Origin of the sequence: Marinococcus sp. PL1-022 (assembly GCF_033845285.1) — a bacterium.
Lineage (GTDB): Bacteria > Bacillota > Bacilli > Bacillales > Marinococcaceae > Marinococcus.
Genome location: NZ_JAWXCX010000001.1, coordinates 577,003 through 603,633, shown reverse-complemented (window position 1 = coordinate 603,633; position 26,631 = coordinate 577,003). Strand labels below are relative to the sequence as shown.

Below are 26,631 nucleotides of genomic sequence, written 5' to 3'. Positions count from 1 at the left end.
CGCATTACGGCCTTACCGCTTCTGTAAAGTAAATAGGCTCTCCCTTCGCATAAAATTTCTCTTCATATTCTGTCATCACATTTCCCTTTGCTTCTTCACTTTCATGGAGGTGAAGACGCACTTTTCTTAGAGCAAAACCGAAGGTGGAAAGAGAGGAAAGGGAATATTCAAACAGCCCCTGATTGTCAGTTTTCATCTGCACCGTGCCCCCGGGCACCAGAATCTGTTTATATAGCTCCAGAAAATCAGGATGCGTCAGCCGGCGCTTTTCATGGCGCTTTTTCGGCCAGGGGTCGGTAAAGTTAATATAAAGAGTTTCCACGGAAGAAGGCTCAAAATATTCCATTAAATGGCGCACATCCCCGTGTATGAAAGCAAGATTTTCCGGCTGCTTGAATAAAGCACGCTGGACCCCTGTCGCAAGAACACTTTCATACATTTCCATTCCGATAAAATTAATGTCCGGATGCTTGATACTATTATCACTTAAGTATTTACCTTTGCCTGTACCTACTTCCAAATGGACAGGCTGGCCATTTCCAAACCTTTTTTTCCAGTTTTTATTCACCTGTTCCGCTTTTGTGACCACCAGCTCCGGGTGTTCCTGTAAAAACTCGTGAGCCCAAGGCTTATGACGGAGTCTCATCGTACTTTTCCCTCTTTCTTCATATAATAACTAAATATTTAACATACAAAATCCGCTGAAAACGCAGTGACGTTCCAGCGGATTTTTATATTTGCAATGAGTCCCGGTCCAGCACTGCTTCAAGCTGTTTTTTATAAAACTCTGCTTCTTTTATCCGGTTCGTAAGCATTGCCTGCTGGGCGTGATCAAGCAGGTGGCTGATAATCTGCCAGCGCATCCGCCTTAGTAAGTGGGAAGTTAAGGAAAGACCGTATCCCTGCAGCCAGCCGTCCCATTCTTCTCTTGGAATATATTCATACAAAATCAGAGCCAAATCAAGAGCTGGGTCGCTGACTGTGGCATTGTCCCAGTCCACTAAGTACAAATCCCCGTTGGCATCAAACATCCAATTATTATGGTTCATATCACCGTGACAGACAACGAGACGGGGAGGCTGGACTTCACCGGAGGTCCCTGCAAGCTCTTCAAGAGCACCTGCCATTGAAGTCGTAATATAGGGAAGCTGCTCCTGCTGCTCTTTTAATACAGCGATTGTTGCTTCCGGCGTGCGGGCATGGTTTCCTATTCTCATAAACATGTCCAGCAGTTCGCTCGACGAATGAATTTTTGATAACAGCTGGGCCACCCGTGTATTATCCATATCACCGCCTGTTAATTCACGGCCGTCAACCCAGCGCTGAGCGGTAATTACGTCACCGTTAGCCTGGCGCTTTGTCCAAAGCAGCTTAGGCACTATTCCTTCTGCCGAAAGCACAGCAAGAAATGGAGAAGAATTTCTTTTCAGAAATAACACTTGTTCCCCGGCACGCGCGAGGTACGCTTCTCCTGAAGAGCCACCGGCTGGTTCAATCGTCCATCCGTCTCCCATCAGCAGTTCCAATACTTTCACCTTCGATCTGTCATAGTGGTCTGAATATTTCATAGCCGATCCTTTTTAACAATATTTTATTCCCATGCTTGTCTTGTTTTATTTAATTGTATGTATAAAATACCCTCTATGAAATGATCTCCTCTACTTCTCGTGCGGGTAAAAGTGTTTCTGTTTACGTTTTTAATTTTACAGCGAATCGTTCTTAATAATAGCAAACATTGAATTTATAAGTCAATCGACCAAAATGCTTGTGACCGAGCTCTCAGCTCCTATTTTTCCGAGTATCTTCCATTTCAGCCATCTTCGTAGCTTCCCCTTTTTTTCCATCATTCAGAGTGGTATAGTAATTCCGTTCATTATTACAGGGCAACTGCTTATCTGAAGGAGGACATTACTATGCCAGACCGCTCGTCCGGTAATGGCCGGCTGCTGATTACATGCCCGGACCAGCCGGGAATCGTAGCCGCTATATCTGATTTTCTGCACCAGCATGGTGCCAATATTATTCATTCTGCACAGCATACAAACGATCCGGAAGGCGGACGTTTTTTTATGAGAATTGTCTTTTCCATCTCTTCGTTCCCGGACAAATTTTATCAGGTAAAGGAAGAGTTTCTTCCTATTGCTGAGCATTTCGGCATGGAATGGTCGTTAGAGCGCGAAGACCGCAAAAAAAGTGTTGCGATTTTCATCTCAAAGGAAGATCATTGTTTAACAGAATTATTATGGAGATGGCGTTCGGGGGAACTGCCTATTCATATCAGCTGCGTTATCAGTAACCATACGACGCTGAAAAATGTAGTGGAAAGCTATGAAATTCCTTTTTATCATATACCGATAGAAAAAAACGCCAAGCCGGAAGCAGAAAATAAAATACTGCGTACACTGGAGCAGTACCCGATTGACTTTCTTGTCCTGGCCCGGTATATGCAAATATTGTCGCCGGATTTTGTTGCTCACTACCCCGCAAAAATCATTAATATTCACCACTCATTTCTCCCGGCCTTTATCGGAGCTAATCCTTACAGGCAGGCTTTCGAGCGCGGGGTGAAGCTAATCGGTGCTACAGCCCATTACGTGACCAATGACCTGGATGAAGGACCGATTATTGAGCAGGACGTGCTTCGGGTTAATCACCAGTACAATGCCAATGATTTAAAAGTTACCGGGCGTAACGCTGAAAAAATTGCGCTGGCAAGGGCCGTTACCTGGCATGCAGAAGACCGTGTTATTGTCGATGACAATAAAACGATTGTTTTTCTATAGTACCCTTTATTCGCCGTACCCGTCCGGAGAGTAGATTTCGCTGCGGAGTACAGAAACCGTCGCCGTCTGCTCCATAAGCGCTTCAGCAGAAAACAGCTGCCGGTTTTTCACCGGGGATGGATTGGTGATGCGTTTTTCCATCCACCTTTTGTATTCGCGTTTGTCTGCTGTATGGGCATATAAAATTTCACGGTTATCAATGATCGAAGCGGGAGAAACAACCGTCGCCTGAGCGGGGAAGGTTGTCCCCGCTTTTTTTAATACAGCTTCTACTACATTCATTGTTCTTTTTAATGCCAGCACCGGGCTGACAAAAGTATGCTGCTTCTGGTTCACATATTCCTTCCAGAATCTGCTGTCCGCTGGCTCGAATACGCTGTACATCGTGCCTTCTAAAATGTGGATAACGTCTATTCCAACAGGGCCGACGATGGTAATGGCGCCCTCCATTGTTGTCTGCTTTGTGTGAAATACCGGATAATACATAACAAAATACGTATCGGGGAGCTCCCGGAGCAGGGTGCGAAGACGATAGTCATATTTTAATTTCGGATCCATCATCGAAATTTCAGAAACGGTGGAGGACGCCCATTCCAATTGGGTTAAAAACCAGTTATCGTAAAAAATATCCTTTAGTTCTTCGAGCGTTTTCCCTTTAAAAAATAAATAGGCATCACTCTCGGTTATTTCCACCTCTTCTTCCTCTTCATGCTTCCACCATTTTAACCGGTTCACTGCTTTTCCCATCCGGCTGTTTTTCTCCAGCGGTTCATCCTCCGGTGCCTTCGAGCCCGATTTGTTTGCGATCATCCAATCTGTTTTCATCCGCTGCCAGTAGGCCTGCTTCGCAGATAAAAATTCCGCGTTCTGATGAAGAAAATGATGTTCATAACGCGAAGCGTAATCTTTCACTTTTATTAATTGAGCCATTCAACTCTCCCTTCTCCCCCAACGCAGCATTTTCACAGTGTCTGCGCAAAAAGCTGCGAAATTCCGCTTTTATTATAATATCGTCATTGTCTGCGCATTATTCACGTTAAAGGAATAAATTCCCTGCCAATGGAGCCAAAAAGGCAACAATGACAGCACTGACTGTCATAGCTACCGAGCTGACAGCCCCTTCCGTTTCACTGTTTTCAAGCGACTTGGCCGTTCCTATTGCATGAGCTGCACTGCCCATACCTATTCCCTTTGCGACCGGATCAGTCACGCCAGCCACATTCATCACCCTGGCATGAACAACTACCCCGCCAATACCCGCTACCATAACAAACATTGCCGCTAAAGGTGCATCGCCACCGAGCGTCGTTGTGATGTCCATTGCTACCGGGGTCGTTACCGATTTAGGCAGCACCGCTGCTGTCCATTCTTTAGACGCACCAGCAGCTGCTGTAAACACCAGCCCGGAAACAACACCTATAACTGCCCCTGTCCCAATTCCACTGAGGATTGGAAGCAGATACCGTTTTAACAGGTGTCTTTGTTCATAAAGCGGACAGGCCAGTGCCACCACTGCCGGTCCGAGCAGCGATTCTATCCACTGGCCGCCGTTCATGTAGACACTGTATGGAATGCCGGAAACCAATAAAAATAATATGATAACAATGGTGCCGGTAACGATTGGAAGCATCAGCGGAACGGGAAGCCGCCGGTACGCCCTTTTAGAAGCAGCGTATACTGCTATCGTCCCAGCAATGGCCGCTGCTGCTATTGCCCATTCACTCACGATACCTCTCTCCTCTTTTCAATAAATGCTGAGTTACCCATGAGCCCGTTCCCATCACAAGCAGCGTACTGATAAACACAGCGGTTATCAGCCCGGCTCCAAGCAGTGAAAATAGTTCTCCGTGTACTATCAGCCCGGCAGTAACCGGCAAAAACAGCAGCGGCATATTTCCAAGAAGCAGCCCGGATCCATCCTGAAGCCATTTTGGTGTTGCCGCTGTAAAAACAAAAACTGCAAGCAAAAGCAGCATGCCGATAATACTTCCCGGGACCGGAAGCTGCAGCACATCCTGGATCCAGGTGCCCACCCAGTAAAATACATACAAAACTGCTATGTGGATCACAATTCTAATTAAACGCATATTTCCCCTCTTTTACTAAGTCAATTCCGACCAATGCACCGTTTCATATTTTACACTCCGTCCTGGATGAATGCGATAAAGATGCAGGTGAGCCGCCTGAAAAAATATTGCTTCTGGAAGTGGCACAAAAGGCCATGCAAGCGAGCGCTCCTTTACCCGCTTTTTTGCCAGAGTCATATGAGGGCGGTACGGGCGCTGCTCGGTCTTCATTCCCATCTCATTCAATTGAGCTTTCCATTCTTCATATAACGAAAACAGGCCCTCTTCTGCATGCACCCTTGTATACAGAACGCTCTCCCGCCCTTTTGGACCGAAGGAGTCAACACCGTCGAGACGAAGTTTTGGCTGGTGCGTTAATTTCACTTCATTCATCTTTTTTTCGATAGCCTCCACCTGTTCCGGAGAAAGCTGGCCAAAAAAGTGGAGCGTAATATGAAAATCCTGCGGGTGTACCCACTGCTTAAAGGGAAGCTCGTTTTTCACCTGTGAAATCCAATCCGCCCAGACGGATCTCGCCTCCCTTGGAACCGGCAGACCAAGAAAATAATGATTATCCATTGATTTCTCTCCCTTCCCTGCCTCAAAGCTGTTATAAACGAATAAGCGCTGTAAATATGTTAGAATATACGAATGAATCATAGAAAAAGGATGTGTAACAGTCATGCGTGTAGCAAATAATATGTCAGAACTAGTCGGCGATACGCCTTTGGTTAAACTAAACCGCCTTCCGGACGCCGGAGGAGCGGATGTATACTTGAAGCTTGAATTTCAAAATCCCAGTGGCAGCGTGAAGGACCGGGCCGCAAAAAATATGCTGAAGCAGGCCGAAGCAGAAGGGAAAATCAACGAAAATACTACTATTATAGAACCGACTTCAGGAAACACCGGCATCGGCCTTGCTATGAACGCCGCTGCCCGGGGCTACCGGGCAATACTGGTTATGCCAGACACAATGTCCCAGGAAAGGATCAACCTGCTGAAGGCATACGGAGCAGAAGTAGAACTTACGCCTGGTGATAAAAAGATGCCTGGGGCTATCTCCCGGGCCCATGAGCTTGTAGAGACAATAGCCGACAGCTTCATGCCTATGCAGTTTGAAAACGAAGCCAATTCGGATGCCCACCGGGAAAGCACGGCACTTGAAATTGAAGAAGCGATGAAAGAAATCGGCAAACCACTGGCTGGCTTTGTTGCCGCATCAGGTACTGGAGGCACTGTCACAGGAACCGGGGAAAAATTAAAAGAGCTCTACCCCAACATTCAAATTCACGTCGTGGAACCGTTTGGTTCCCCGGTTCTTTCCGGCGGAAAACCTGGTCCCCATAAGCTGGTCGGCACAAGCCCCGGGTTTATTCCACCAATTTTGAATCAGGATATATACGACCATATTTACAAAATTACCGATGAAGATGCCTATAAAACTACAAGAGCCCTTGCCGGTCAGGAAGGCATTTTAGTCGGCCCGTCTTCCGGTGCTGCCTGCTTTGCTGCGATGGAAACAGCCAAACAGATGTCTCCGGATCAGGTTGTCATTGCCATTGCCTGTGATACGGGCGAACGGTATTTATCCACGGATCTTTTCCGGTTTGACGAATAAAAAATCTTTTCTCAAGGCGCCTTTACACAAATAGGCGTCTTTTTTTACATAATTTTTACATTTGCTTTTCTGTGAAATAAAGCAGGCATTCTCATCAATCGTTCTTCTTTTTTTAGCATAAATACGTACAATGTTAATTTTTTCATAAATTTCATTCGGTTTTTATTTTTATTCACGGATGAACCGGGTGTTTTTCCGATAAAAATTTTGCGATATATAAATAAATAGTATAAACTATAAATTACAGGGACGCTTACAAAATATTTTGAATACTCTCATCCTACATGCTGCTGAATTTTTTAAGAATTCCTATAGAGCAGCTGACGCAGAAACAGTCGAAGCCATCAAATATAATTCCTACTTACGTGCGCAGTCCCGGGCATGTCTTCAAGTGCCATAAATTCATTGGCTAAGGAGTGGTTTTTTGAGAACGTCCACCGACCGAATGATAACCCGTATTAAGTCTATCTATCTCTATATTAAAAAGAGAGGAACGGTGACCACCGGGGAATTGGTTGACGAATTCGGAATTACACAGCGCACGATTCAGCGTGACCTGAATGTGCTCGAATACAATGAACTGGTCAGCAGCCCTTCGAGAGGGGCCTGGACGACGACTGCCCGAAAAGTAAAAGCTTCCTGAAATGATTATACCTTTGCGCCGCGCCGGAATTAAAATCCCGGCGCTTTTTCACGTCTCAAAAAGCCCCCGCATTCTTCCGGCTGCACCGATGAAAAGACGTTCCTTTCGCTCTAATTCTTCTTTTTTTGATACATCAGGAGTGACAATAATATCTTCTTCGCCCACGCTCTGCATTGCCCGTGCTGCGTCCTTCCAGGAGCATTTATGAATAGCTCTGAAGCCGCATGCAGCTGCCCCGAATGAAGCCAGAAGCTCCTGCTCAGCACTCACCTGCACACTGCGCTGAAACACATCCGCCACTGTCTGCCTGAAGGCTCTGCTTTTTGTGCCGCCGCCAACAAGAAAGAGCGTGGAGGAGGTAGTGCCAATCTGAACAAAGGTCTGCTTTAAAGAAAAAGCCAGACCTTCAAGCACCGCCCTCGCCATATGCCCGTGCGTCACCTGGCCGTCGATTCCGATGAACGAGCCCCTGGCTTTCTCATCAATCACCGGGTTTCTTTCACCATTTAAATACGGGATAAACAAGAGCGATCCGGGCATGGAATCCGGTTCGGCCGTCAGCTTTTCAAAAGCTTCGAAATCGCCTCCGCACCATGTATGCACCGCCCATTGATGAACATTTCCCATGTTGATCAGGGGCATAATTTTAATAAACCGTCCTTGCTGAGGCGCAGCCAGATGAAACACACTTCCTTCTTCTGACAGGGTCAGCGTATCGGCGGGCACTGCCGTCCACCCTGTTGTTCCTGTGTACGCGTATCCTTCGTCGTTATCCCCATGAACACTGGCACCAAGAGTCACCGCGCCCCCGTCTCCAAGGCCGCAGTATACAGGTGTTCCAGCAGGTATTCCTGTTTTACTGGCAGCCTCCTTTAATACATAGCCCGCTACTTCTTCAGGCTCCAGAAGACGGGGGAGCTGATTCCGTGTGATCCCGCTTCCCTGCCAAAGCTGTTCTTCCCAGGCTCTTGTATGTATATTCATCATCCCTGTCACAGTGCCATTTACCGGATCACAAACTGAGGCGCCGGTTAAACGGTAAATTAAATAATCTTTAGAACCAAAGAGTACATGGTCCCACTGCTCTGGAAATTCGTCCGCCAGCCATTTCATTAAAGGGGTCGTCGCTCTCCAGTCGTTTCCCGTAAAGGCCGCTACAGCATCCGAAGACAAATGCCTTTTTGTTAATCCTTTGCTTCCTCTGATATCAGAATAAAGAACCGCCGTTTCTGCTATTCCGTTTTTCAAAGGGATAAAATCCTCCATCTGCCCAGTGCATACGACTCCATCAACGTCCAGGCCGATTCCCCTGCTCTCCAGAGTCCTGCACGCTTTTCCAAAGCTCTGCCACCATTCTGTGGGCTTCTGTTCGTGATTCTCTCCGTCGGTATATGTATGGACAGGCTCTGATACACTGCCCTCCACCTGACCTCCGCCGTTCAGTATCATTACTTTTAAAGACGTCGTTCCCAGATCTGCACTCAGCAGTCTACAGCTCATCGCTGCCTGCTCCTTCTGATTTTTCCCCGACGCTATCCCGGAGCAGCTGAATTTCATCCTCATTTAACTCCCGGTACTCCCCCGGCAGTAAATCCTCGTCGAGCGACAGTTGGCCGAATGATTCTCTTTTTAAATAAACGACTTCATTGCCTACCGCCTCAAACATCCGTTTCACCTGATGAAATTTTCCTTCAGTTACTTCCACATATACTTCCCGGTGTGTATCAGGCACTCTCCTCAGAACTGCAGGCTTACAAACATAGCCGTCATCAAGCTTTACACCTTTTTTGAAATGTTCAATATTCTTTTCTTCTATAGGGTGTTCGAGTACCGCCCGGTATATTTTTACAACCCCATGCTTCGGTGACGTAAGAAAATGGTTAAGCTTGCCGTCGTTAGTCAACAGAAGCAATCCTTCCGTGTCAATATCAAGCCGGCCCACTGGAAAAGGTTCTCTTATTGCATCCTCCTGTTCTAAAATATCCAGCACCGTATCATGAACACTGTCTTCTGTGGCGCTGATGACCCCTGATGGCTTATGCATCAGAAAATAAACAAATTCCGTATAGTGAATGTCCTCTCCGAATACGCTGATCCGCTGCTCTTCAGGATCCACCTGGACTGCCCCGTTGTTCACCGGTTCCCCGTCAACAAAAACGCCTCCCTTTTTCAGCATTTTTTTTACTTCCTTGCGAGTCCCATATCCTAATTCCGCCAGTAATTTATCCGTTCTCATGCTGATCACCTCTTTTTATCTGTTCGAGAATCGCCGCAGCAAATTCCCCGTGTGAGCCGTTCATATGCGCTTCAATAACCCCTGCCGGAATCTGACGGAGAACAGCCTTTTGGACTGTTTTTGACACGTTCTGCTCCTGTAGGCGTTGTTCGAGATTTACTATCATCCGCAGCGTTTCTTCCACCGCTGCCTTATTTGCTGTTTCTACTTCCTGCTCGTCACCCTCTATGACTGTAAAGGCACTTCCCAGCCAGCTTTGGAGATATTTACGATCACTGCTTCTCACGCTGCTGACAACAAAGATATTTTCTTTCCCACAGGCTGCGGCTCCTTCGGCATGGCCCGCAAATTTGGCTGCAGCCTTACGTACATGGGCAGGCATCTCCACATCCTCTATATAAAGCAACGTTGCCGGAATGTATATAACAGTTCCTTCAGCCAGATACGGCCCGTGCCAGTAAATAAAATCTTTAATCCCGGCCGGGGGCATCGCTAAGAATATATAGGGATAACGGGGGAGCTCCAGCTCATCCACCCGTGAAATCTGCTTTTTTGTTTCTGTCATCCACGACTTTTCTCCGCCCCGGTACATCATAGAGACGGAGGAGGGCTCACTTTTCACTGCTACAAGCTTCGCCAGCCTCCCGGCTCCCACTACTAACATTTTTGTTCCTCCAATACATTTCTATGATTATCGTTTTAACAGTTCAAAGCAGATATCCATCTGCCAGTCTGAAAAAGAGACGTTGCTGTTAACAACGTCTCTTTACATACACTATGCGGAAGTTGGTTTATTGATCCCCTGATTCTGTACCCGGGCAAGCCGGTTGTTATTTCTGGAGATGTTTGCCAAAAGCCCAAGCATCGCCAGCGTTATTAATAAAGAAGAGCCCCCGTAGCTCAGAAGTGGAAATGGCAGGCCGGTAATCGGCATCATGCCAGCTACAGCCCCGGCATTAATGACGGCCTGGCTGAGGACCTGGAAAACAATACCAAAGGCAAGAAGGGTGCCAAATTGTCCTTTAGCACTAAGCCCGATTTTTATGCCACGCCAGGCGATAACACCCAGCAGACCCACAACAAGCAGAATGCCAAAAATTCCAAGCTCTTCGGCGATAATGGGAATAATAAAGTCTGTGTGCGCCTCAGGGAGGTAATTCATTTTCTGCACGCTCTCCCCGAGGCCCACGCCAAACAGCCCGCCGTGAGCAATCGCAATATAGCCCTGAATCAGCTGGAAGCTTCCTCCTCCGACCGCTTCTTCACTGGCAAACGGGTCCATAAATGATACAAGCCGGGCCAGACGATAGGGCTCTGTCAGCGCTATGTATGCAAACAACGCCGCAGCCACTCCTCCGAGCATAAACATATGCCGGAACTTTGCTCCTGACAAAAAGACAATTACGATTGTTGTCATCATCAGAGCTGCCGCTGTCCCGACGTCAGGCTGCATCACAATAAATCCAAGCAGCACGGCGACAACGACCAACGGGGGCATGACCCCCTTCATAAACGAGTCAATATACTTTTGTTTCTGGGAATAAACCTGGGCCAGATAAATAATCAAACTCAATTTTACAAATTCTGCGGGCTGAATGTTTACCGGACCAAAGCCGATCCAGCTTTTCGCCCCGTTTACTTCATTGCCTATTATAAGTACGAGCATAAGTAAAAAAATGGACAATCCTATCAATAACGGCGTTGTTTTTTTCCATTTTTCATAAGGCACATGCATCATGAAAGCAAACACGCCTATTCCAATAATAAAAAACATTATCTGCCGCTTAAGAAAAAAGGCTGCATCATCATAAGCCCTCATTCCGAGCGGGAAGCTTGCGCTGTACACCATAATGATGCCAAATAATGTTAAGAGCGCGACCGCACCGATCAAGAGCCAGTCATAATCTTTATATCTCCACGTTTTCATGTTTCACCTCTAATGCCGCGCTGTTTTTGGGCGGCTTGATGCGTTTGTCTCGTTTCCATAAAGTGTATTAATTATATCACCAACCCTGCCTGAACAAAAGATTAGAAAGCAGGAGTTTTCTCTACGCCGCAAAGCGTTTTCCAAGCACTTTTTCCGCTAGCCCGCTCTTCATGGCAAGAGCCATAAACAGCACGCCGCCGACGCCGACACTGATAATTTCCACCATAAATAGATCTACCCAGCCGGTTCCAGTAAATAAGAGCTCCATGCCGTTTCTTGTAATTAAGACACCAATGCCCATCACCGCAGATAAAAGAACTACTGTGCCCGCACGGCGCGAGACTCCTCCGAATTGAAAACCGGTAAACTTCGCAATTGCCCAGGCGTTAAATACTACTCCACACGCGAATCCAATAATCGTGCTGTAAATTCCACCGACCGGTCCAAGAAGCAAAAGAAGGACGTAAGCACTGATAATTTTCACCAGTAAACCGAGGAGCAGCGAGGCAATGGCATACTTCTGGCGGTTAATACCCTGCAGTACCGCCGCACTCACTGAGAAAAGGGAAAAAACGATCGCCGCATACGCGTAATGCTGAAGCACGTAGCTGCCTATTTCCAGTGACTCTGTCCCAAACAGCACACCAAATGTTGGTCTGGCAAGCAGCGACAGCCCGACAGCGGAAGGTACCGATAAAAACAAAATCACCTGGTAGGTCTGTGTAATCTGGCGCTGCAGCAGATCCTGGTCATTGCCTGTAAAGGATTTTGTGATGGTTGGGATAAGAGTGATTGACATTGCCGTAGCTATTGCCACCGGTATAAGAATCAGCTTGTGCGAAGACCCTGCAAACGCGCCGTAGGCGGTCTGAATCTGCCCGGATGTCCATTCCTCGGTCTGCTCCAGTGCCCGGGTGAAGGTAAACATGTCCACCATTTGAAACAACGGAATCGCCAGGCCGACAAAGGAGAGCGGCAGTGCGTACCGGATGAGTTCACTGTACATGCTTGTTAACGGCAGCTCACTCGATACGGTGCTTTCTGCCTGCTCCTGCTGCAAAAAACGCTGTCTTTTTTTCCAGTAAAAAATCAGCACAGCCATGCTTGCCAGCCCGCCGAAAAACGCTCCAAAGGTGGCAAAGCCAATAGCTGTTCCAAGATTTCCGTCAACGGCGTATAGAATAAACAAGGCCATCACCAAAATAAAGACAATCCGTACAATCTGTTCAATAACCTGGGAAACCGCTGTCGGTCCCATTGACTGATGCCCCTGGAAAAAACCTCTCATGATTGCCATCGTTGGAATTATCATTAATGCAAAGCTGACCATTCGGATCGTAAATACAATATCATCTGACGTGAAAGCTTCACTCGAATCAAATGATATTAGATTCACGATAAGGGGAGCGCCAAAAAATAAAATAAGAAATGCCGCAATACCGGTAAGAGTCATAAAAAAAAGACCCGACTTAAACAACCTTCGGCCTGTTTCAAAATCTCCCATTGCGTTATATTTGGATACAAACTTTGACATAGCCATCGGTATCCCAAGTGTGGCTACGCTAAGCATTAATGTGTACGGCTGATAACCGTATTGGTAAAGTGCGATTCCCTGCTGGCCGACCATGGCTGCAAAAGGAAATATGTAAATCATCCCTAAAAATTTTGAAATAAACGTCGCTATACTTAACAGAAGCGTTCCCCGCAAAAATTTTGAATCAGACATTCTTATGTTCAGCTCCATCGTGTAATCGTCTTGTGCCCTCTATGCGAATTTTACCATACTATTTTCCATTCTGGCGTCCTTTGCCTGAAAATTAATATTGAAGGCAAAAGAAAGCACCCGTTATGGAAAAACGGGCGTGCCTTTTATTATACGTCACTTAATCCTTTAATATAAAACGTACGCTTTCTCGGTCCGTCAAATTCACAAAAATAGATGCCCTGCCATGTACCGAGCACGAGCTCCCCCTGCTCCACAATAATTGTCTGCTGTGTCCCCATTGTACTTGCTTTTAAATGCGAAGCAGAGTTTCCTTCGGCATGCCGGTACTTTTCGTGCTCCCATGGATATACTTCATCGAGACGCATGAGCATATCATGCTGAACATTTGGATCAGCGTTCTCATTTACAGTAATTCCAGCCGTCGTATGTGGGGAATACACGACCACCGCTCCGTGATCAAGACCCTCCTCCTTTACATACGTACGGACCTTTTCGGTAACATCTATCATTTCTGCATGTTCATTTGTAGATAGCTCAAGCTTACGCAGCATTACAGCCGCCTCCTTTATCCTTGTGTAAAAATATATTTTCTCTTATGATACAATACAGCTATTATAACCGATTACGAAGCATTTTAATCTTCAGGAGCAATGCTTCGCAATTGTAAGGAGAGAATAAATAAAATGACGAATGTCATTGTTATCGGCGGTGGTCCTGCTGGGCTGATGGCCTCGGTTGCTGCTGCAGAGCATGGCGCCGATGTTACATTAATAGATAAGGGCTCCAAGCTCGGAAGAAAGCTTGCCATTTCCGGAGGCGGCCGCTGCAACGTCACTAACCGCATGGAAAGAAAAGCACTGATCGAACACATTCCCGGCAACGGCAAATTTATGCACAGTCCATTTTCCATCTTTGATAATGAAAATATTATCCGTTTTTTCGAAAACCTTGGTATAGACCTGAAGGAAGAAGACATGGGCCGAATGTTCCCTATTAACAATAAAGCCATTACTGTCGTAAACACGCTGCTTGATGAAATGGAACGGCTCGGGGTCCGGACACGCATCAACACTAAAGTTGCTTCCATCGATTACGGTAATAACCAGGTCGAGGGGCTTTATTTAGAAGACGGCACCTATCTTCAGGCTGACCGAATTATTATTGCTTCCGGAGGTAAATCCGTACCAAAAACAGGTTCGACCGGGGACGGCTATCCCTGGGCGGAGGCGGCCGGCCATACCATTACGGAGCTTTACCCTACAGAGGTTCCTATTACTTCCCCGGCCACTTATATCCAGGACCGCACACTTCAGGGTATTTCGCTTTCCGGCGTCGCCCTGACTGTTTACCGGCCGGGCGGAAAAGCTATTAAAACCCACACTGGCGACATGATTTTTACCCATTTCGGGGTCTCCGGACCGATCGGCCTGAGGTGCAGCCAGTATGTGGTGAAGGCTTTAAAAAAATACAAAGACGAACAGATAGAGCTCGGCCTTTCCCTTTACCCCGAGGAGAACCATGAATCCATGTTCCAGCGGCTCGTCGCGCTGAAAAAAACGCACGAAGCAAAAACAGTTAAAAATGCCCTAAAGGGCCTTACGATGGAACGACTGCTGCTGTTTTTACTGCAGGAGGCAGGCATTTCCAGCACAATGACCATCGGCGAGGCATCGAATAAAAAACTGCGCACCCTTGCTCTTTTGTTTACCGACTTCCGTTTCCCGGCAGATGGCACGCTTTCCATTGAAGAAGCGTTTGTGACCGGCGGCGGGGTGTCCATCAAAGAAGTGTTTCCAAAACGGCTTGAATCCAGGCTGAAAAGCGGATTATTCTTCTGCGGGGAAATTTTAGACATCCACGGCTACACCGGCGGCTTTAATATCACCTGTGCCTTTTCCACCGGCTACACCGCAGGAAAAGCGGCCTCTGAACTGCCGGCTGCAAACTCCGAATACCCCTCCTACTCAAAAAGCTGACCGCTATGCGGCCAGCTTTTTTTAATTAGCTACAATATTTACAAGTTTTCCTGGAATGGCAATGACTTTTCGCACTGTCTTTCCTTCGAGCTCCTGCACAATTTTTTCCTGTTCCATTGCCGTCGATTCGAGATCTTTTTCATCAGCATCTCTTGGCACCACTGCTTTTGCCCGGAGCTTACCGTTGACCTGAATAATGATTTCAATTTCATCTTCAATGAGCATCTGTTCATCGTGGACCGGCCAGCTGCTTCTTGAAATCGAACGATCTTCACCGAGACGGCTCCAAAGCTCTTCTGCCAAATGCGGAGCAATAGCACTCAACAGCTGCAGAAATCCTTTTAATTCCTGCTTCGGAAGCGTTTCCTGCTTGTTGGCTTCATTGACGAAAACCATCAGCTGACTGATACCGGTGTTAAACCGCAGTTCCGTGAACTCTTCGGTTACCTTTTTCACCGTCTGATGATACGTTCGTGCGAACGACTCCGGTGCTTTCTCATCACGGATGGTCTCCCGGACAGCGCCTTCGTCAGTCACAAACAAGCGCCATACCCGGTCAAGAAAACGCCTGGCGCCGTCGAGACCGCTGTTGGACCATGCAATTGAAGCGTCGAGCGGCCCCATGAACATTTCATACAACCGCAGCGTATCGGCACCGTGAGTCCGGATAATTTCGTCCGGATTTACGACGTTCCCTTTGGATTTACTCATTTTTTCATTATTTTCCCCGAGGATCATTCCCTGGTTGTACAGCCGCTGGAACGGCTCTTTTGTAGGCACTACTCCAATGTCATATAAAAACTTATGCCAAAACCGCGCATACAGCAGGTGAAGCACTGCGTGCTCTGCCCCGCCGATATATAAATCAACCGGCAGCCATTTTTCGAGCGCTTCTTTGGATGCAAGCTCTTCGCTGTTATCCGGGTCAGTAAAACGCAGGAAGTACCAGCAGCTGCCGGCCCACTGCGGCATAGTGTTTGTTTCCCGGCGGCCCTTCATGCCCGTTTTTGGATCAGTGACCTCAAGCCATTCCGTATTGGTAGCAAGCGGCGATTCACCTGTGCCTGAAGGGCGGAACTCGTCCATTTCCGGAAGCTCGAGCGGCAGCTCTTCTTTCGGAAGCGTGGTCATCGAGCCGTCTTCCCAGTGAATAACTGGAATTGGCTCCCCCCAGTACCGCTGGCGGCTGAAGAGCCAGTCACGCAGACGGTAGGTTGTTTTTTTGCGGCCGATATCTTTTTCTTCAAGCCATTCGAGCATTTTTTCAATAGCTTCGTCTTTATATAAACCATTCAAAAACTCTGATCTTACATGCGGGCCGTCCTCCGTATACGCTTCTTTGGATGTGTCTCCGCCCTCAACAACCTCCACAATCGGAAGATCAAATGCTTTCGCAAATTCGTAGTCCCGCTCATCGTGCGCCGGTACAGCCATAATCGCTCCGCTTCCGTATGTAGCGAGAACGTAATCAGCAATCCAGATCGGCATTTTTTCCCCATTCACTGGATTGATGGCGTACGAGCCTGTAAATACGCCGGATTTTTCCTTCTGCAGCTCTGTTCGTTCAAGATCACTTTTCATGGCTGCATCGTGCTGGTACTTCTCGACAGCTTCCTTCTGCTCCGGCGTAGTAATTTCCTCTACATAGTCATGCTCCGGGGCAAATACGCAGTAGGTCGCTCCGAACAAAGTATCCGGACGGGTCGTAAATACGTCAAACGAAAGATCCTTCCCTTCGACATGAAAGGTCAGCTCCGCTCCTTCCGAGCGGCCAATCCAGTTGCGCTGCATTTCTTTAATGCTGTCCGGCCAGTCCAGGCCGTCCAGGTCTTCAAGCAGACGATCTGCATAGGCTGTAATCTTGAGCATCCACTGCTTCATCGGCCGGCGTTCCACCGGATGGCCTCCGCGCTCGCTTTTTCCGTCAATCACTTCTTCATTGGCAAGGACCGTGCCCAGCGCCGGGCACCAGTTGACCGGCACTTCATCAATATAAGCAAGACCGTGCTCGTACAGCTTCGTAAAAATCCACTGGGTCCATTTGTAGTAATGAGGGTCTGTCGTGTTAATTTCTCTGGCCCAGTCATAGGAGAAGCCCAGCTCTTTAATCTGGCGTTTGAAATTGGCAATGTTTGCCTGGGTGAACTCCCGCGGATTTTTTCCGGTATCGAGCGCGAACTGCTCCGCCGGAAGGCCAAAAGCATCCCATCCCATCGGATGCAGTACATCGTAGCCCTGCATGCGTTTCATTCTTGAGGTGATGTCTGTTGCTGTGTAGCCTTCAGGATGGCCGACGTGCAGGCCGGCTCCGGAAGGGTACGGAAACATATCCAGTGCATAATATTTCGGGGCGCCGGTATTTTCATTGGATACGGCAAATATTTCATTTCTCTCCCAGTATGACTGCCATTTGGGTTCTATCTGTTGGTGGGGATATGCCATGATTGTCGTTCCTCCTTTAAATAGTTGGAGCATCTGTGCTGATTTTATCTGTAAAAAAAGCCTCTCTCCCAGCTGGAAAGCAGGGACGAGAGGCTTAACTTTCACGAAACAAACGGCGGGACGCGCACACGCCACTCAAGTGCGTTTCCGACTCTGACGCTTCGCTCACCCGTTTTCGTCAAGCGTCTGCTGGGTGCATAACGATAAACAAAGTACGCCGATATTCAATACTTGATATTTTATGAATTTATCCCCCTGCTGTCAAGCCTTTCTGCGTGGTTCTTTTCCTTTGTGCTTTGGGAATACAGACAAAACATGCTAAAATGAGAAGGAATATTTTACGCACGATGGAAGGAGAGGCTCTTCATGAGCTCAGAATTATCTAACGAAGAACCGCTTGTCTGGGGAGAGAAGCGGTATCATACATGGAATCATCACTTAAAGGAATCATTCGGTCATAAAATCTTTAAAGTGCCGCTTGACGGCGGGTTTGATTGCCCAAATCGTGACGGAAATGTCGCCCACGGCGGCTGCACGTTCTGCTCTGCAGCAGGTTCCGGAGATTTTGCCGGCAACCGGGCTGACGATGTGGTTACCCAGTTCCATGAAATTAAAGACCGCATGCACAAAAAATGGAAAAATGGAAAATACATTGGTTATTTTCAGGCCTTCAGCAATACTTACGCACCCGTGGAAGAACTGCGGGAAATGTACGAAGCAGTACTCGCTCAGGATAACGTCGTCGGCCTTTCCATCGCCACCCGCCCGGACTGCCTGCCGGACGATGTAGTCGAATACCTGGCCGAGTTGAATGAACGCACCTACCTGTGGGTGGAGCTCGGGCTGCAGACAGTGCATGAGACGACTGCTGAAACGATCAACCGGGCCCACGACTTTGAGTGCTATAAAGAAGGCGTGGACAAGCTCCGCAAGCATAACATACGTGTGTGCTCCCATATTATTAACGGCCTTCCACAGGAGGACCATCAAATGATGATGGAAACGGCCCAGGCGGTGGCTGACCTTGACGTCCAAGGTATTAAAATTCATCTGCTTCACCTGTTGAAAAAGACACCAATGGTAAAGCAGTATGAAAAAGGAATGGTGGAATTCCTCGGACGTGATGAGTATGTCAGTCTTGTGGTGGACCAGCTCGAAATTCTGCCGCCGGACATGCTCATCCACCGTATTACCGGAGACGGGCCGACTGAACTTCTTATCGGGCCGATGTGGAGCGTGAACAAGTTCGAAGTACTAAATGAAATTCATAAAGAACAGGTTCGCAGACACAGCTGGCAGGGAAAATATTATCAGCCTGCCCCGGCAGCTTTATGACTCTGCCGAAAGCCGTGGCTTTTGTCCATTGGATGATTGCACAGAACGTTCGCCCCGGCGACACCGTGATTGATGCCACCTGCGGAAATGGCGGGGATACCGTCTTTCTGGCAGAGGCGGTGTCTCCTTCCGGGCATGTGCATGCCTTTGACATTCAACAGGAAGCCATTCAGGCTACATACGATCGATTACAAAAGAAAAGCCTGGAGCAATACATCACGCTCCACCACTGCAGTCATGAGTATGCAGTGTCTGTACTCACTGAAGCGGAAAGAACCAACGTCCGGGCGGCTGTTTTTAACCTCGGCTATCTGCCGGGAAGCGATAAGCAAATTGTGACGTCTGCTTCTTCTACAACTGCAGCGGTTCTTTCCTATCTTCATACGTTTCCGCCCGGCGCTCCGGTCATCGTGGTTATTTACCATGGCCACCCGGGAGGATATGCAGAACGTACAGCTGTTGAGAGCCTTGCTGCTGAACTTTCGGAACAGGAGGTACGGGTGCTTCGTTACAGCCTGGAGTTTCAGGAAAAGGCGCCTCCTTATGTGTTAACCTTTGAAAAAACAGGAGAAGACACTCCCGGTTTATCTAAATTAGTTCAAGCCTATTCACATATATCTACGAAGGGATGATGAATCATGTCAGAAGTGGTGAAATCTATTTTGGAGCACAATCAGCAGTTTGTTCAAAACAAAGAGTATGAAACCTTTCAAACCGATAAATTTCCAAATAAACGCATTGTCGTTTTAACATGCATGGACACCCGGCTCATTGAACTGCTTCCTAAAGCAATGGGCATCCAGAATGGAGATGCAAAGCTGATCCGTAACGCCGGGGCAATGATTACAGATCCATATGATAGTATTACCCGCAGTATTCTGGTTGCTTTATACGAGTTAAAAGCAGAAGAAGTGCTGATTGTCGGCCATTACGGATGCGGCATGACCGGCCTTCAGGCCGGCCAGGTGCTTGAAAAAGCGTATGACCGCGGAGTTTCATCCGATGCAGAGGCAGTGATGCATGCTGAGGGCGTCTCCGTACACGAATGGCTGCGCGGTTTTTCGGATGTAGAGGACAACGTGCATCAATCGGTTCAGGTCATGAGAAACCATCCTCTCCTACCGCCCGGGACACCCGTACACGGGCTCGTTATTTCCCCGGAGACCGGGGAGCTGACATCGCTTGACATGGCTGATATGTAAAAAAGAACCGCCTTTTCTTTTTTTGGAAAAGGCGGTTCTTTGTTTATATTTTTTTTCGGTACATCCATGAATTCCAGTAGTAAATAAGCGATGTAATGCCGCCAAAACGAAGCAGATGCTTTGCCTGCTGCTTCATTTTTTCATTTGCCTGTACTTTTTCGTCAGACAAATAGATGGAGAGCAGACCTTTGTTTAATTGTTTATGAAAACCGGCTTCCGGCAGCTTAGCTACTTTTTTATCAGCCTCGGATTTGAAAAATTCCAGACGTGACATCATATGGCCGACAGACGCATATTTTTCGGTGAAATTCAGCGAGCCCTGCTCCACATCCTCTTCCTGATCAATAAAATAATCAAGCAGAATATGCATTCCCTGTACATACGGAAAATGAGCTTCTTTAATCGATTTCGCCTGAAGCTCGGCAAGCGGAGAACGGGCAGCGTATCCGGCCAGCGCATAAATACCAAGCGTTGATCCGGAAGCAGCACAAAATTCATACCAGGTCATCGGCGGAATCCGGTCCTTAAAATGCTCGTAAAGCTCAATCAGCTTGGTTTCACGCTCGTTGACATCAATGTGTTTGTATATCTGCATCTCTCTGTAATACATGGACAGCTCTTCCATAAACGGCTGGGCACCCGGAAAACCCGGAAAGCTCTGCAGGGCAGACTGACACGTTTCCACGAGAGCCGCTAAAAATCCGCCATCCCCTTCCCCTTTTTTTCTTTTAAGGTAATCCTGCTGACTGGCTGCGGGATCCAGGGCGTGCTTCATCGCTTCATGAATATCACGATAAAAGGTCACGCCCTCCTCCTGGCTCATATCACAGATACTGTCCAAATAATCGCTGATATTTTGATAGGCAACAATAAAACGCAGCAGCTCGCTTCGGATATGTTCGGGAGCAATCAATGCGTAAAGCGATCCGCCTTCATAGTGGAACGTTTTTTCATCGATTGCTTCAAGCGCTGCCTGGCGGTACAAATCATCCGGGATCTGCTCTGCTTTCTGTTTCCATTCGCTTAAGTACTGGCGGGCAGCCGGCAGAGTCTGCTTTACCCCGTAATACATAATAGCTGGTATAGACGTTGGTGCTGACATTTCAAAAGGCCTCCTTGGTTGGCTGGTTCATATTAGGAATGCTGGTTCATAAAATGAATGATATACCTTACTACACGTTCCTGCTCCGGCTCGTTTAGTATTTCATGATAAAGATTATTCCATATTTTAATCGTTCTTTCAGACGTATGCAGCCGGTTGAACCAGCGAACAGTGGCCTCTTTATCAACGATATAATCCTCTCCGGCCTGCATGACCAGAAGCGGAGTATCCGGGAAGCTTTCCGGCTGCGCCAGACTGATCCGCATTGCCCGGATCATTTCCTGGTACCAGCGGACTGTTACCGTATCATTCACCAATTCATCCTTCTGGTACTCCGCTCTTGTTTCCGGATTTCTTGTTAAATACTGGACCTGGATCCCGGTCCGGAGCGCCTTGCCCGGCATAAGCCGGTGAGCCAGCCTGCCGGAGAGCTCCCGTATTCTGTTAGGATACTCGTATAGCCCAAGTGCCGGAGAAGATAGAATAATACCCTTCACCGGCATATACCGCTCGGACACCGCCCGTATAACAATTAATCCCCCCATGCTGTGCCCAAGCATAAAAATAGGCAGCTTAAAGGAAGCTGCTTCTCTGTACCATTCATATACAGTATCTGTGTATTCACGGAAGCTGTCTATATGTCCTCTTCGACCGTCATTCTCCCCGTGTCCCGGGAGATCACCGGTAATCACATGCAGATGCTGGCGTTTCAATACATGGATCAGCCATTCATATCTCCGGTAGTGTTCTCCTGATCCATGAACCAGTACAACAACTCCACGCGGGCGGTCTACTAACCTTTTTTCCAATACCATCGCCCCCTTTTTCCATTGATCCAGCACACTGGGAAATATCTCTTTCTTTATTTTACTATTATTTTTGCTACACTTGCATTAGAAATGCAGAATAAATTTCGGAAAGTGTGGTTTTTTATGATTTATCCTTACAATAACCAGTATCCCTCCATCGCTTCCACCGTTTTTTTAGCAGATTTCACGGTCATCACAGGCGACGTTACGATCGGCGAAGAATCGAGCATTTGGTTTCACACCGTTATTCGTGGGGACGTAGCGCCTACGCTCATTGGCAGCAGGGTCAATGTTCAGGATCAATGCCTGCTGCACCAGAGCCCGAAGCGTCCTCTGATTATTGAAGATGATGTGACTGTCGGTCATCAGGTGATGCTTCATTCCGCTATTGTAAGAAAAAAATCGCTTATCGGTATGGGATCTACAGTGCTTGACGGCGCAGAGATCGGAGAAGGGGCGTTCATCGGTGCCGGCAGCCTGGTCCCGCCCGGCAAAACGATCCCTGCCGGCGTACTTGCCTTTGGACGTCCTGCCAAAGTCGTTCGTGACCTCACTGAAGAGGACAAGGAAGACATGGAGCGTATCCGCCTCGAATACGTTGAGAAAGCCAGAGAGTATAAAGAAACAAGCCGCAGACATCAATGATGTCCGCGGCTTGTTTATTAATATTGATGTGGGATGTCTCTTGTTATCATTTCACCTGCCGCCAGTTCTGTCTGCTGAACCGGTGCAGCTGTTGCCATCATTATCACAATGAATGCAGCATACCATAAGCCCGCCTTTTTCATGCCTTCACCTCTTTATTATATGTTCGTTTTAGTATATTCGAACTATAAAAAGATTGTTTTCCGCTTCTGGCTCCAAAATCGATCATTTTCCTAAGACTTTCCTCTTTTTTCTCCGGATTTCTTCCCGTAAAATAATTATAGGAATATTTGAGAGATAGGGAGAGAACTATATTGATGGATTTTTCACGGGTGGGAAATAAAATACAGGAATTGCGAAAATACCGGGGCTACACACAGAAGGAACTGGCTAAAGATATTTGTACCCAGGCCCAGATCAGTAAAATTGAAAAGGGGACTATCGTTCCGTATTCCAGCACTATGTTTTATATTGCCGAACGGCTCGGGGCCAGCATGTATTACTTTTTTGAAGAAGCATTAACAGACCGGAGTGACTACGTACGCTCTGTATTCAGCATGCTTGAAACGTGCCGGTTCGAGCATGATTACGTTTCGATGCGGGAACTTCTATCCAGAGAGGAAGACAATCCCATTTTCAAAATCGGCTATTACGAGCAGTACATGCTCTGGCATAAAGCTATTTGCGCCTATGAACTGGACAACGAACCGGAGCGGGCGCTCGAACTGGCTTCCTTGGCCCTCGATGCGTACCACAAAGGAATATATACGGAACGTAAAGGTGAAATTACAAACGCCATGGCAATTATTTATAACCTTGAACATGAGTACAGGAAAGCCGCGGAGATATGCCGGAAAGCTCTGCAGGACCATCAGAGCCTCGTACATCCGGAGAATAAATACATTGAATTAAAGCTGACGTATACCTTAACCAAAGCGCTGACCTATCAGGGGGCTTACCAGCAATCCATCGACTGGTGTTCAAAGGGCATCGACCGCTGCATTGATCTGCAGAACAGCTACGTTTTAGGAGAACTGCTTTACCAAAAAGGACAAAACCTGCTGGTGCTGGGTTTTGATGAATCTGCGCTTCAGGATTGGCGTCAGGCATGCTCCATATTTGATACAATGAAACAAATCGGTCTCGCAGACCACATCCGCAAGGAGATCGACGATTATAAAACAGACGGAACCATCCATCTGCATACACTTCAATAATATATAAAAGCCGGGGCCACGTTTCTTTCCCCCGGCTTTTAGTGCGGTTACTTTTTCAGATGATACATAAAGGTTTCAAGCTGCCGGAGATCCGTAATATTTTCGTTGCACCTGCCACTGTCCTGGCAGATATAGTTGCCGCGGCTCGTATACGTTTCTTTTCCTGCCTTTACTACTGCCATAAAAAGTCCCGTCTCCTCCTGTTTGCTGCAGATCGTACAGATCCCTTTTCCGGGTGTATTCCGAAATGTTCCAAACACGCCCGTCAATCTCCTTTGGTCTGTAGTAATAATATATTTTCGTTCTGAGCGGATGTCATTCCAGCCCAGATAAGATATATTTTTCAGGTCCACTTCCTCCAATGACGGCATGGTCAGCTTTTTTGCCTTTGGAAACAGCTTTTTAATCCGATCTGCGGTGACAGCCGGGAACGAAATAACATACATTTTCAGTTCACCGAGAATCTGCTCTGCCTGAGTGCTGTCCTCTACATACAGGATTTTTTCCAGCAGCTTTTCCTGCTCATCGTTCATCGTATGGAAGCTGTTGATAATTTGATCAAAGACACTGTGCTTTAATGCACGGATTACGTCGGCATCTTTTACGGTAGCGTGCGCGTGAGCAAATTTCCATACATGCTCTTTAATAAAATTAAACTGGTCATTGCGCAAAAATGGTTCAATTTGAATCATTTACCCATTCCTCATTTCAGTATAGTAAGCTTCTGTTCCTGTCGTTGAACAGAATGCTTTATACAGCAGTAAATATTAACTCATCATTGGCGATTCCCTTAAGATTGCGGTATTAGTATACAACAAATTAGTTTTTGCAGAAAACTCTAAAAAAAGATAGCCGGACGTTAACGATTCTCTGTGAGGCACCGGATCATAAACTGTATATTTTTTGTCCGTTCTGCTCTTTTTGGAAGTACATATGAAAAAAATCTTTTCGCATCGATGCCTTCGATGGATAAAAGCTCGAGCATGTTGTGTTTTTGTTCCTCTCCAATTGCCGCTTCTGATAACAAAGATAATCCAAGGCCGTTTTTAACAGCTTCTTTAATCCCCTGTGTGCTGCTGATCACCAGAAGTGAACGCAGGCGGATTCCATTTGTATTCATGACATAATCAAACGACTCACGAGTCCCTGATCCTTTTTCACGCACCACCCATTTCTGATCCTGCAGCTCCTCACGGCTCACAGGTGAATAGGAGGCAGAGGCACTCTTCACTACTGCCAGACGGTCCGTCTGAAAAGGAGTCAGCGTAATATCAGCAGCTCCGCTCTGCCCTTCCACCAGGCCGATATCGACCTTCAGTGTCCGGACCAGATGAATAATCTCCTCTGTATTGGCAATTGTTACCTCAAAATGAATTCCCTCATATTCCTTTTGCATTCTGGCCATTACTTTGGGAAGCACGTATTCCCCAATCGTAAAGCTGGCTCCGATATGAATGGTGCCGCTCACTTCCTCATGCATCATATATATGGATTCCTTCATATGAACGTAGGTGCCCATCAACTGGCGGGCATGATCCAAAAATACCTCGCCTTCCTTGGTAAGCATCAATGACTTTGTCGTCCGCTGAAACAGCGGGGCCAGAAATTCCTTTTCAAGGTTTTTTATATGCACGCTTACCGTGGGCTGGGAGAGGGAGAGCACCTCCGAGGCTTTTGTGAAATTTTTTTCCTCCACTACGGTCAAAAAGGTTTTTAATTCATCAATATGCATAGGCCCTCCTATTTATTAAAAATATTAATTAATTCTATTATATATATTTGTTTTTATAATAAAAAGACCAGGAGTACAATAGTAGTAACGATTAGGAGTTGAAGACTGATGAAACGATTTATTTCTTCCATTCCCCCACTATGGTACGGACTCGTCTTTACATTTATTGCTGCTGTACTAAGCAGCGCACTCGCAGAGGTCGCCCCATTCTCAGCGATGGGGGCGTTAGTTACTGCGATTCTTTTGGGTGTCTTTTGGCGGTTTACCGCCGGTGTGCCCGAGCAGGCACTGCCGGGAATCACTTTTTCAAGCAGGCATCTGCTTCGGCTCGGCATTGTTTTACTTGGCGCGCGCCTGCATTTAGAAGATATTTACGAAGCCGGATTTAACGCTTTTTTTATTGCTGCTTCCGGATTATTAATTGTGCTTCTCTTCATTTACTTTGCTGCCAGAGCTTTAAAGATAGATAAAACCCTCAGCCTGTTAACGGCCTGTGGTACAGCTGTCTGCGGAGCTTCAGCTATCGCAGCCATAGCCCCGATTGTAAAAGCAGAACAAAAAACAACGACTGCAAGCATTGCGATTATAGCAGTTGTTGGTACTGTTTTTTCCGTTTCCTATACCTTTCTATTTCCATATCTGGAGATGAATGCATATGAATACGGCGTTTTATCCGGAGGAACTCTCCATGAAGTGGCCCATGCAGTAGCAGCCTCCGAAGCCGGGGGTACAGTTTCGGAGGACAACGCTCTGGTAACTAAATTAACAAGAGTTGCTCTTCTCATCCCAGTTGCACTTGTGATTGCCATGCTTCAGGGGCGAAAAGAAAAGCAGAATTCTCATGCGATTCCAGTTCCCTGGTTTATTTTCGGCTTTTTAGCAATGAGCCTGGCCAATACCTTTAATCTGCTCAGTGAGTCCACAGCTGCATTTATGGTCTCAGCTTCCTATGGTTTTCTGGGCATGGCTATGGCCGGCTTTGGCATGCAGATGCCGGCTGCCTCTTTTAAAACGATTAGTTTAAAGATGCTTCTCGTAGCAGTTTGCGGCTCGCTTTTATTATCTTTTTTTGGCTACGTTCTTATCGAAGCTATGCTTTAACACGACCGGCCCTAAAGCCTCCGTTTGAAACGGGTCCTTTCAGGGTAAACATTTATATTCACACTACCGCG

28 protein-coding genes are annotated in these 26,631 nt (G+C 47.1%); 10 read left to right on the top strand and 18 right to left on the bottom strand.

The window, feature by feature from the left end:
- Positions 1 to 4: 4 nt before the first annotated feature.
- Positions 5 to 646, bottom strand: coding sequence for a tRNA (guanosine(46)-N7)-methyltransferase TrmB (trmB, locus tag SIC45_RS03135; RefSeq protein WP_319631046.1), 642 nt, complete (start codon positions 644 to 646; stop codon positions 5 to 7).
- 85 nt (positions 647 to 731) lie between these two features.
- Positions 732 to 1,568 carry a phosphotransferase family protein gene (locus SIC45_RS03130; protein ID WP_298785355.1) on the bottom strand — a complete coding sequence of 279 codons (837 nt, stop codon included), beginning with the start codon at positions 1,566 to 1,568 and terminating at the stop codon, positions 732 to 734.
- Between the two features lie 345 nt (positions 1,569 to 1,913).
- Here SIC45_RS03130 and purU point away from each other — a divergent pair, with 345 nt between their 5' ends.
- On the top strand, positions 1,914 to 2,783 hold the full coding sequence (purU, locus tag SIC45_RS03125) for a formyltetrahydrofolate deformylase (RefSeq protein WP_298785354.1): 870 nt from the start codon (positions 1,914 to 1,916) through the stop codon (positions 2,781 to 2,783).
- A 6-nt stretch (positions 2,784 to 2,789) separates the two neighbouring features.
- Here the strand turns inward: purU and SIC45_RS03120 are convergent, their stop codons facing one another.
- The 4 genes from SIC45_RS03120 to thpR all read right to left on the bottom strand — a co-directional run bounded on the left by SIC45_RS03120 (position 2,790) and on the right by thpR (position 5,428).
- Positions 2,790 to 3,713, bottom strand: coding sequence for a hypothetical protein (locus SIC45_RS03120; protein ID WP_319631045.1), 924 nt, complete (start codon positions 3,711 to 3,713; stop codon positions 2,790 to 2,792).
- Between the two features lie 106 nt (positions 3,714 to 3,819).
- Positions 3,820 to 4,509: an LrgB family protein gene (locus tag SIC45_RS03115; RefSeq protein ID WP_319631044.1), complete on the bottom strand. Its 690-nt coding sequence runs from the start codon at positions 4,507 to 4,509 to the stop codon at positions 3,820 to 3,822.
- Positions 4,502 to 4,870: a CidA/LrgA family protein gene (locus SIC45_RS03110; RefSeq protein WP_319631043.1), complete on the bottom strand. Its 369-nt coding sequence runs from the start codon at positions 4,868 to 4,870 to the stop codon at positions 4,502 to 4,504. The genes SIC45_RS03115 and SIC45_RS03110 overlap by 8 nt, the downstream gene beginning before the upstream one ends.
- A gap of 15 nt (positions 4,871 to 4,885) precedes the next feature.
- Positions 4,886 to 5,428 carry an RNA 2',3'-cyclic phosphodiesterase gene (gene thpR, locus SIC45_RS03105; RefSeq protein ID WP_319631042.1) on the bottom strand — a complete coding sequence of 181 codons (543 nt, stop codon included), beginning with the start codon at positions 5,426 to 5,428 and terminating at the stop codon, positions 4,886 to 4,888.
- A 103-nt stretch (positions 5,429 to 5,531) separates the two neighbouring features.
- Between thpR and cysK the strand changes: the two genes are divergently transcribed.
- Entirely contained in the window at positions 5,532 to 6,467 is a 936-nt protein-coding gene (gene cysK, locus SIC45_RS03100) for a cysteine synthase A (RefSeq protein ID WP_319631041.1), read from the top strand.
- Between the two features lie 424 nt (positions 6,468 to 6,891).
- A complete protein-coding gene (locus tag SIC45_RS03095; protein ID WP_091616630.1) occupies positions 6,892 to 7,110 on the top strand; it encodes a DeoR family transcriptional regulator in 219 nt (72 codons plus the stop codon).
- Positions 7,111 to 7,158: 48 nt separating this feature from the next.
- Here the strand turns inward: SIC45_RS03095 and SIC45_RS03090 are convergent, their stop codons facing one another.
- The 6 genes from SIC45_RS03090 to SIC45_RS03065 all read right to left on the bottom strand — a co-directional run bounded on the left by SIC45_RS03090 (position 7,159) and on the right by SIC45_RS03065 (position 13,550).
- Positions 7,159 to 8,610 (bottom strand): xylulokinase, encoded by a 1,452-nt coding sequence (locus SIC45_RS03090; RefSeq protein WP_319631040.1) that lies wholly within the window; start codon positions 8,608 to 8,610, stop codon positions 7,159 to 7,161.
- Complete coding sequence (locus SIC45_RS03085; protein WP_319631039.1) at positions 8,600 to 9,346, bottom strand: pseudouridine synthase; 747 nt, start codon at positions 9,344 to 9,346, stop codon at positions 8,600 to 8,602. The genes SIC45_RS03090 and SIC45_RS03085 overlap by 11 nt, the downstream gene beginning before the upstream one ends.
- Positions 9,333 to 10,010: a hypothetical protein gene (locus tag SIC45_RS03080; protein WP_319631038.1), complete on the bottom strand. Its 678-nt coding sequence runs from the start codon at positions 10,008 to 10,010 to the stop codon at positions 9,333 to 9,335. The genes SIC45_RS03085 and SIC45_RS03080 overlap by 14 nt, the downstream gene beginning before the upstream one ends.
- A 111-nt stretch (positions 10,011 to 10,121) precedes the next feature.
- Complete coding sequence (ftsW, locus tag SIC45_RS03075; protein ID WP_319631037.1) at positions 10,122 to 11,273, bottom strand: putative lipid II flippase FtsW; 1,152 nt, start codon at positions 11,271 to 11,273, stop codon at positions 10,122 to 10,124.
- A 121-nt stretch (positions 11,274 to 11,394) separates the two neighbouring features.
- On the bottom strand, positions 11,395 to 12,999 hold the full coding sequence (locus tag SIC45_RS03070) for a polysaccharide biosynthesis protein (protein ID WP_319631036.1): 1,605 nt from the start codon (positions 12,997 to 12,999) through the stop codon (positions 11,395 to 11,397).
- A gap of 146 nt (positions 13,000 to 13,145) precedes the next feature.
- Positions 13,146 to 13,550 carry a secondary thiamine-phosphate synthase enzyme YjbQ gene (locus SIC45_RS03065; RefSeq protein ID WP_298785343.1) on the bottom strand — a complete coding sequence of 135 codons (405 nt, stop codon included), beginning with the start codon at positions 13,548 to 13,550 and terminating at the stop codon, positions 13,146 to 13,148.
- A 132-nt stretch (positions 13,551 to 13,682) separates the two neighbouring features.
- On the opposite strand from SIC45_RS03065, the gene SIC45_RS03060 reads away from it, so the two are divergent.
- Positions 13,683 to 14,975, top strand: a complete 1,293-nt coding sequence (locus SIC45_RS03060; RefSeq protein ID WP_319631035.1) for an NAD(P)/FAD-dependent oxidoreductase — start codon at positions 13,683 to 13,685, stop codon at positions 14,973 to 14,975.
- Between the two features lie 21 nt (positions 14,976 to 14,996).
- Here the strand turns inward: SIC45_RS03060 and leuS are convergent, their stop codons facing one another.
- Positions 14,997 to 17,417 (bottom strand): leucine--tRNA ligase, encoded by a 2,421-nt coding sequence (leuS, locus tag SIC45_RS03055; RefSeq protein ID WP_319631034.1) that lies wholly within the window; start codon positions 17,415 to 17,417, stop codon positions 14,997 to 14,999.
- Between the two features lie 366 nt (positions 17,418 to 17,783).
- On the opposite strand from leuS, the gene SIC45_RS03050 reads away from it, so the two are divergent.
- The 3 genes from SIC45_RS03050 to SIC45_RS03040 are packed head-to-tail and all read left to right on the top strand — an operon-like array spanning position 17,784 to position 19,954.
- Complete coding sequence (locus SIC45_RS03050) at positions 17,784 to 18,752, top strand: TIGR01212 family radical SAM protein (RefSeq protein WP_319631033.1); 969 nt, start codon at positions 17,784 to 17,786, stop codon at positions 18,750 to 18,752.
- Positions 18,749 to 19,384 carry a class I SAM-dependent methyltransferase gene (locus SIC45_RS03045; RefSeq protein WP_319631032.1) on the top strand — a complete coding sequence of 212 codons (636 nt, stop codon included), beginning with the start codon at positions 18,749 to 18,751 and terminating at the stop codon, positions 19,382 to 19,384. Before SIC45_RS03050 ends, SIC45_RS03045 begins: the two co-directional genes overlap by 4 nt.
- A 6-nt stretch (positions 19,385 to 19,390) precedes the next feature.
- Positions 19,391 to 19,954, top strand: a complete 564-nt coding sequence (locus SIC45_RS03040) for a carbonic anhydrase (protein ID WP_319631031.1) — start codon at positions 19,391 to 19,393, stop codon at positions 19,952 to 19,954.
- A gap of 43 nt (positions 19,955 to 19,997) precedes the next feature.
- On the opposite strand, the gene SIC45_RS03035 is transcribed toward SIC45_RS03040, so the two are convergent.
- Entirely contained in the window at positions 19,998 to 21,056 is a 1,059-nt protein-coding gene (locus SIC45_RS03035) for a tetraprenyl-beta-curcumene synthase family protein (RefSeq protein ID WP_319631030.1), read from the bottom strand.
- A gap of 32 nt (positions 21,057 to 21,088) precedes the next feature.
- Positions 21,089 to 21,865, bottom strand: a complete 777-nt coding sequence (locus SIC45_RS03030; protein WP_319631029.1) for an alpha/beta hydrolase — start codon at positions 21,863 to 21,865, stop codon at positions 21,089 to 21,091.
- Positions 21,866 to 21,988: 123 nt separating this feature from the next.
- On the opposite strand from SIC45_RS03030, the gene SIC45_RS03025 reads away from it, so the two are divergent.
- A complete protein-coding gene (locus SIC45_RS03025) occupies positions 21,989 to 22,510 on the top strand; it encodes a gamma carbonic anhydrase family protein (protein WP_319631028.1) in 522 nt (173 codons plus the stop codon).
- Positions 22,511 to 22,527: 17 nt separating this feature from the next.
- On the opposite strand, the gene SIC45_RS03020 is transcribed toward SIC45_RS03025, so the two are convergent.
- Positions 22,528 to 22,653, bottom strand: a complete 126-nt coding sequence (locus tag SIC45_RS03020; protein WP_319631027.1) for a hypothetical protein — start codon at positions 22,651 to 22,653, stop codon at positions 22,528 to 22,530.
- Between the two features lie 174 nt (positions 22,654 to 22,827).
- Between SIC45_RS03020 and SIC45_RS03015 the strand changes: the two genes are divergently transcribed.
- A complete protein-coding gene (locus SIC45_RS03015; protein WP_319632920.1) occupies positions 22,828 to 23,727 on the top strand; it encodes a helix-turn-helix domain-containing protein in 900 nt (299 codons plus the stop codon).
- 47 nt (positions 23,728 to 23,774) lie between these two features.
- On the opposite strand, the gene SIC45_RS03010 is transcribed toward SIC45_RS03015, so the two are convergent.
- Together SIC45_RS03010 and SIC45_RS03005 are read right to left on the bottom strand one after the other, a co-directional pair.
- Positions 23,775 to 24,419: a FusB/FusC family EF-G-binding protein gene (locus SIC45_RS03010; protein WP_319631026.1), complete on the bottom strand. Its 645-nt coding sequence runs from the start codon at positions 24,417 to 24,419 to the stop codon at positions 23,775 to 23,777.
- A 167-nt stretch (positions 24,420 to 24,586) separates the two neighbouring features.
- A complete protein-coding gene (locus SIC45_RS03005) occupies positions 24,587 to 25,459 on the bottom strand; it encodes a LysR family transcriptional regulator (protein ID WP_319631025.1) in 873 nt (290 codons plus the stop codon).
- Between the two features lie 108 nt (positions 25,460 to 25,567).
- Here SIC45_RS03005 and SIC45_RS03000 point away from each other — a divergent pair, with 108 nt between their 5' ends.
- Positions 25,568 to 26,560: a YeiH family protein gene (locus tag SIC45_RS03000; protein WP_319631024.1), complete on the top strand. Its 993-nt coding sequence runs from the start codon at positions 25,568 to 25,570 to the stop codon at positions 26,558 to 26,560.
- Positions 26,561 to 26,631 lie beyond the last annotated feature (71 nt).

Excerpts from the sequence above, each read along its gene's own strand:
- SIC45_RS03020 (WP_319631027.1), bottom strand. The coding sequence starts at position 22,653 with ATGAAAAAGGCGGGCTTATGGTATGCTGCATTCATTGTGATAATGATG.
- SIC45_RS03070 (WP_319631036.1), bottom strand. The coding sequence starts at position 12,999 with ATGTCTGATTCAAAATTTTTGCGGGGAACGCTTCTGTTAAGTATAGCG.
- SIC45_RS03110 (WP_319631043.1), bottom strand. The coding sequence starts at position 4,870 with ATGCGTTTAATTAGAATTGTGATCCACATAGCAGTTTTGTATGTATTT.
- SIC45_RS03120 (WP_319631045.1), bottom strand. The coding sequence starts at position 3,713 with ATGGCTCAATTAATAAAAGTGAAAGATTACGCTTCGCGTTATGAACAT.
- leuS (WP_319631034.1), bottom strand. The coding sequence starts at position 17,417 with ATGGCATATCCCCACCAACAGATAGAACCCAAATGGCAGTCATACTGG.
- SIC45_RS03085 (WP_319631039.1), bottom strand. The coding sequence starts at position 9,346 with ATGAGAACGGATAAATTACTGGCGGAATTAGGATATGGGACTCGCAAG.
- SIC45_RS03045 (WP_319631032.1), top strand. The coding sequence starts at position 18,749 with ATGACTCTGCCGAAAGCCGTGGCTTTTGTCCATTGGATGATTGCACAG.
- SIC45_RS03015 (WP_319632920.1), top strand. The coding sequence starts at position 22,828 with ATGGATTTTTCACGGGTGGGAAATAAAATACAGGAATTGCGAAAATAC.
- purU (WP_298785354.1), top strand. The coding sequence starts at position 1,914 with ATGCCAGACCGCTCGTCCGGTAATGGCCGGCTGCTGATTACATGCCCG.
- SIC45_RS03050 (WP_319631033.1), top strand. The coding sequence starts at position 17,784 with ATGAGCTCAGAATTATCTAACGAAGAACCGCTTGTCTGGGGAGAGAAG.
- SIC45_RS03130 (WP_298785355.1), bottom strand. The coding sequence starts at position 1,568 with ATGAAATATTCAGACCACTATGACAGATCGAAGGTGAAAGTATTGGAA.
- SIC45_RS03040 (WP_319631031.1), top strand. The coding sequence starts at position 19,391 with ATGTCAGAAGTGGTGAAATCTATTTTGGAGCACAATCAGCAGTTTGTT.
- SIC45_RS03000 (WP_319631024.1), top strand. The coding sequence starts at position 25,568 with ATGAAACGATTTATTTCTTCCATTCCCCCACTATGGTACGGACTCGTC.
- SIC45_RS03065 (WP_298785343.1), bottom strand. The coding sequence starts at position 13,550 with ATGCTGCGTAAGCTTGAGCTATCTACAAATGAACATGCAGAAATGATA.
- SIC45_RS03080 (WP_319631038.1), bottom strand. The coding sequence starts at position 10,010 with ATGTTAGTAGTGGGAGCCGGGAGGCTGGCGAAGCTTGTAGCAGTGAAA.
- SIC45_RS03005 (WP_319631025.1), bottom strand. The coding sequence starts at position 25,459 with ATGCATATTGATGAATTAAAAACCTTTTTGACCGTAGTGGAGGAAAAA.
- SIC45_RS03035 (WP_319631030.1), bottom strand. The coding sequence starts at position 21,056 with ATGTCAGCACCAACGTCTATACCAGCTATTATGTATTACGGGGTAAAG.
- ftsW (WP_319631037.1), bottom strand. The coding sequence starts at position 11,273 with ATGAAAACGTGGAGATATAAAGATTATGACTGGCTCTTGATCGGTGCG.
- thpR (WP_319631042.1), bottom strand. The coding sequence starts at position 5,428 with ATGGATAATCATTATTTTCTTGGTCTGCCGGTTCCAAGGGAGGCGAGA.
- SIC45_RS03090 (WP_319631040.1), bottom strand. The coding sequence starts at position 8,610 with ATGAGCTGTAGACTGCTGAGTGCAGATCTGGGAACGACGTCTTTAAAA.
- SIC45_RS03060 (WP_319631035.1), top strand. The coding sequence starts at position 13,683 with ATGACGAATGTCATTGTTATCGGCGGTGGTCCTGCTGGGCTGATGGCC.
- trmB (WP_319631046.1), bottom strand. The coding sequence starts at position 646 with ATGAGACTCCGTCATAAGCCTTGGGCTCACGAGTTTTTACAGGAACAC.
- SIC45_RS03010 (WP_319631026.1), bottom strand. The coding sequence starts at position 24,419 with ATGATTCAAATTGAACCATTTTTGCGCAATGACCAGTTTAATTTTATT.
- SIC45_RS03025 (WP_319631028.1), top strand. The coding sequence starts at position 21,989 with ATGATTTATCCTTACAATAACCAGTATCCCTCCATCGCTTCCACCGTT.
- cysK (WP_319631041.1), top strand. The coding sequence starts at position 5,532 with ATGCGTGTAGCAAATAATATGTCAGAACTAGTCGGCGATACGCCTTTG.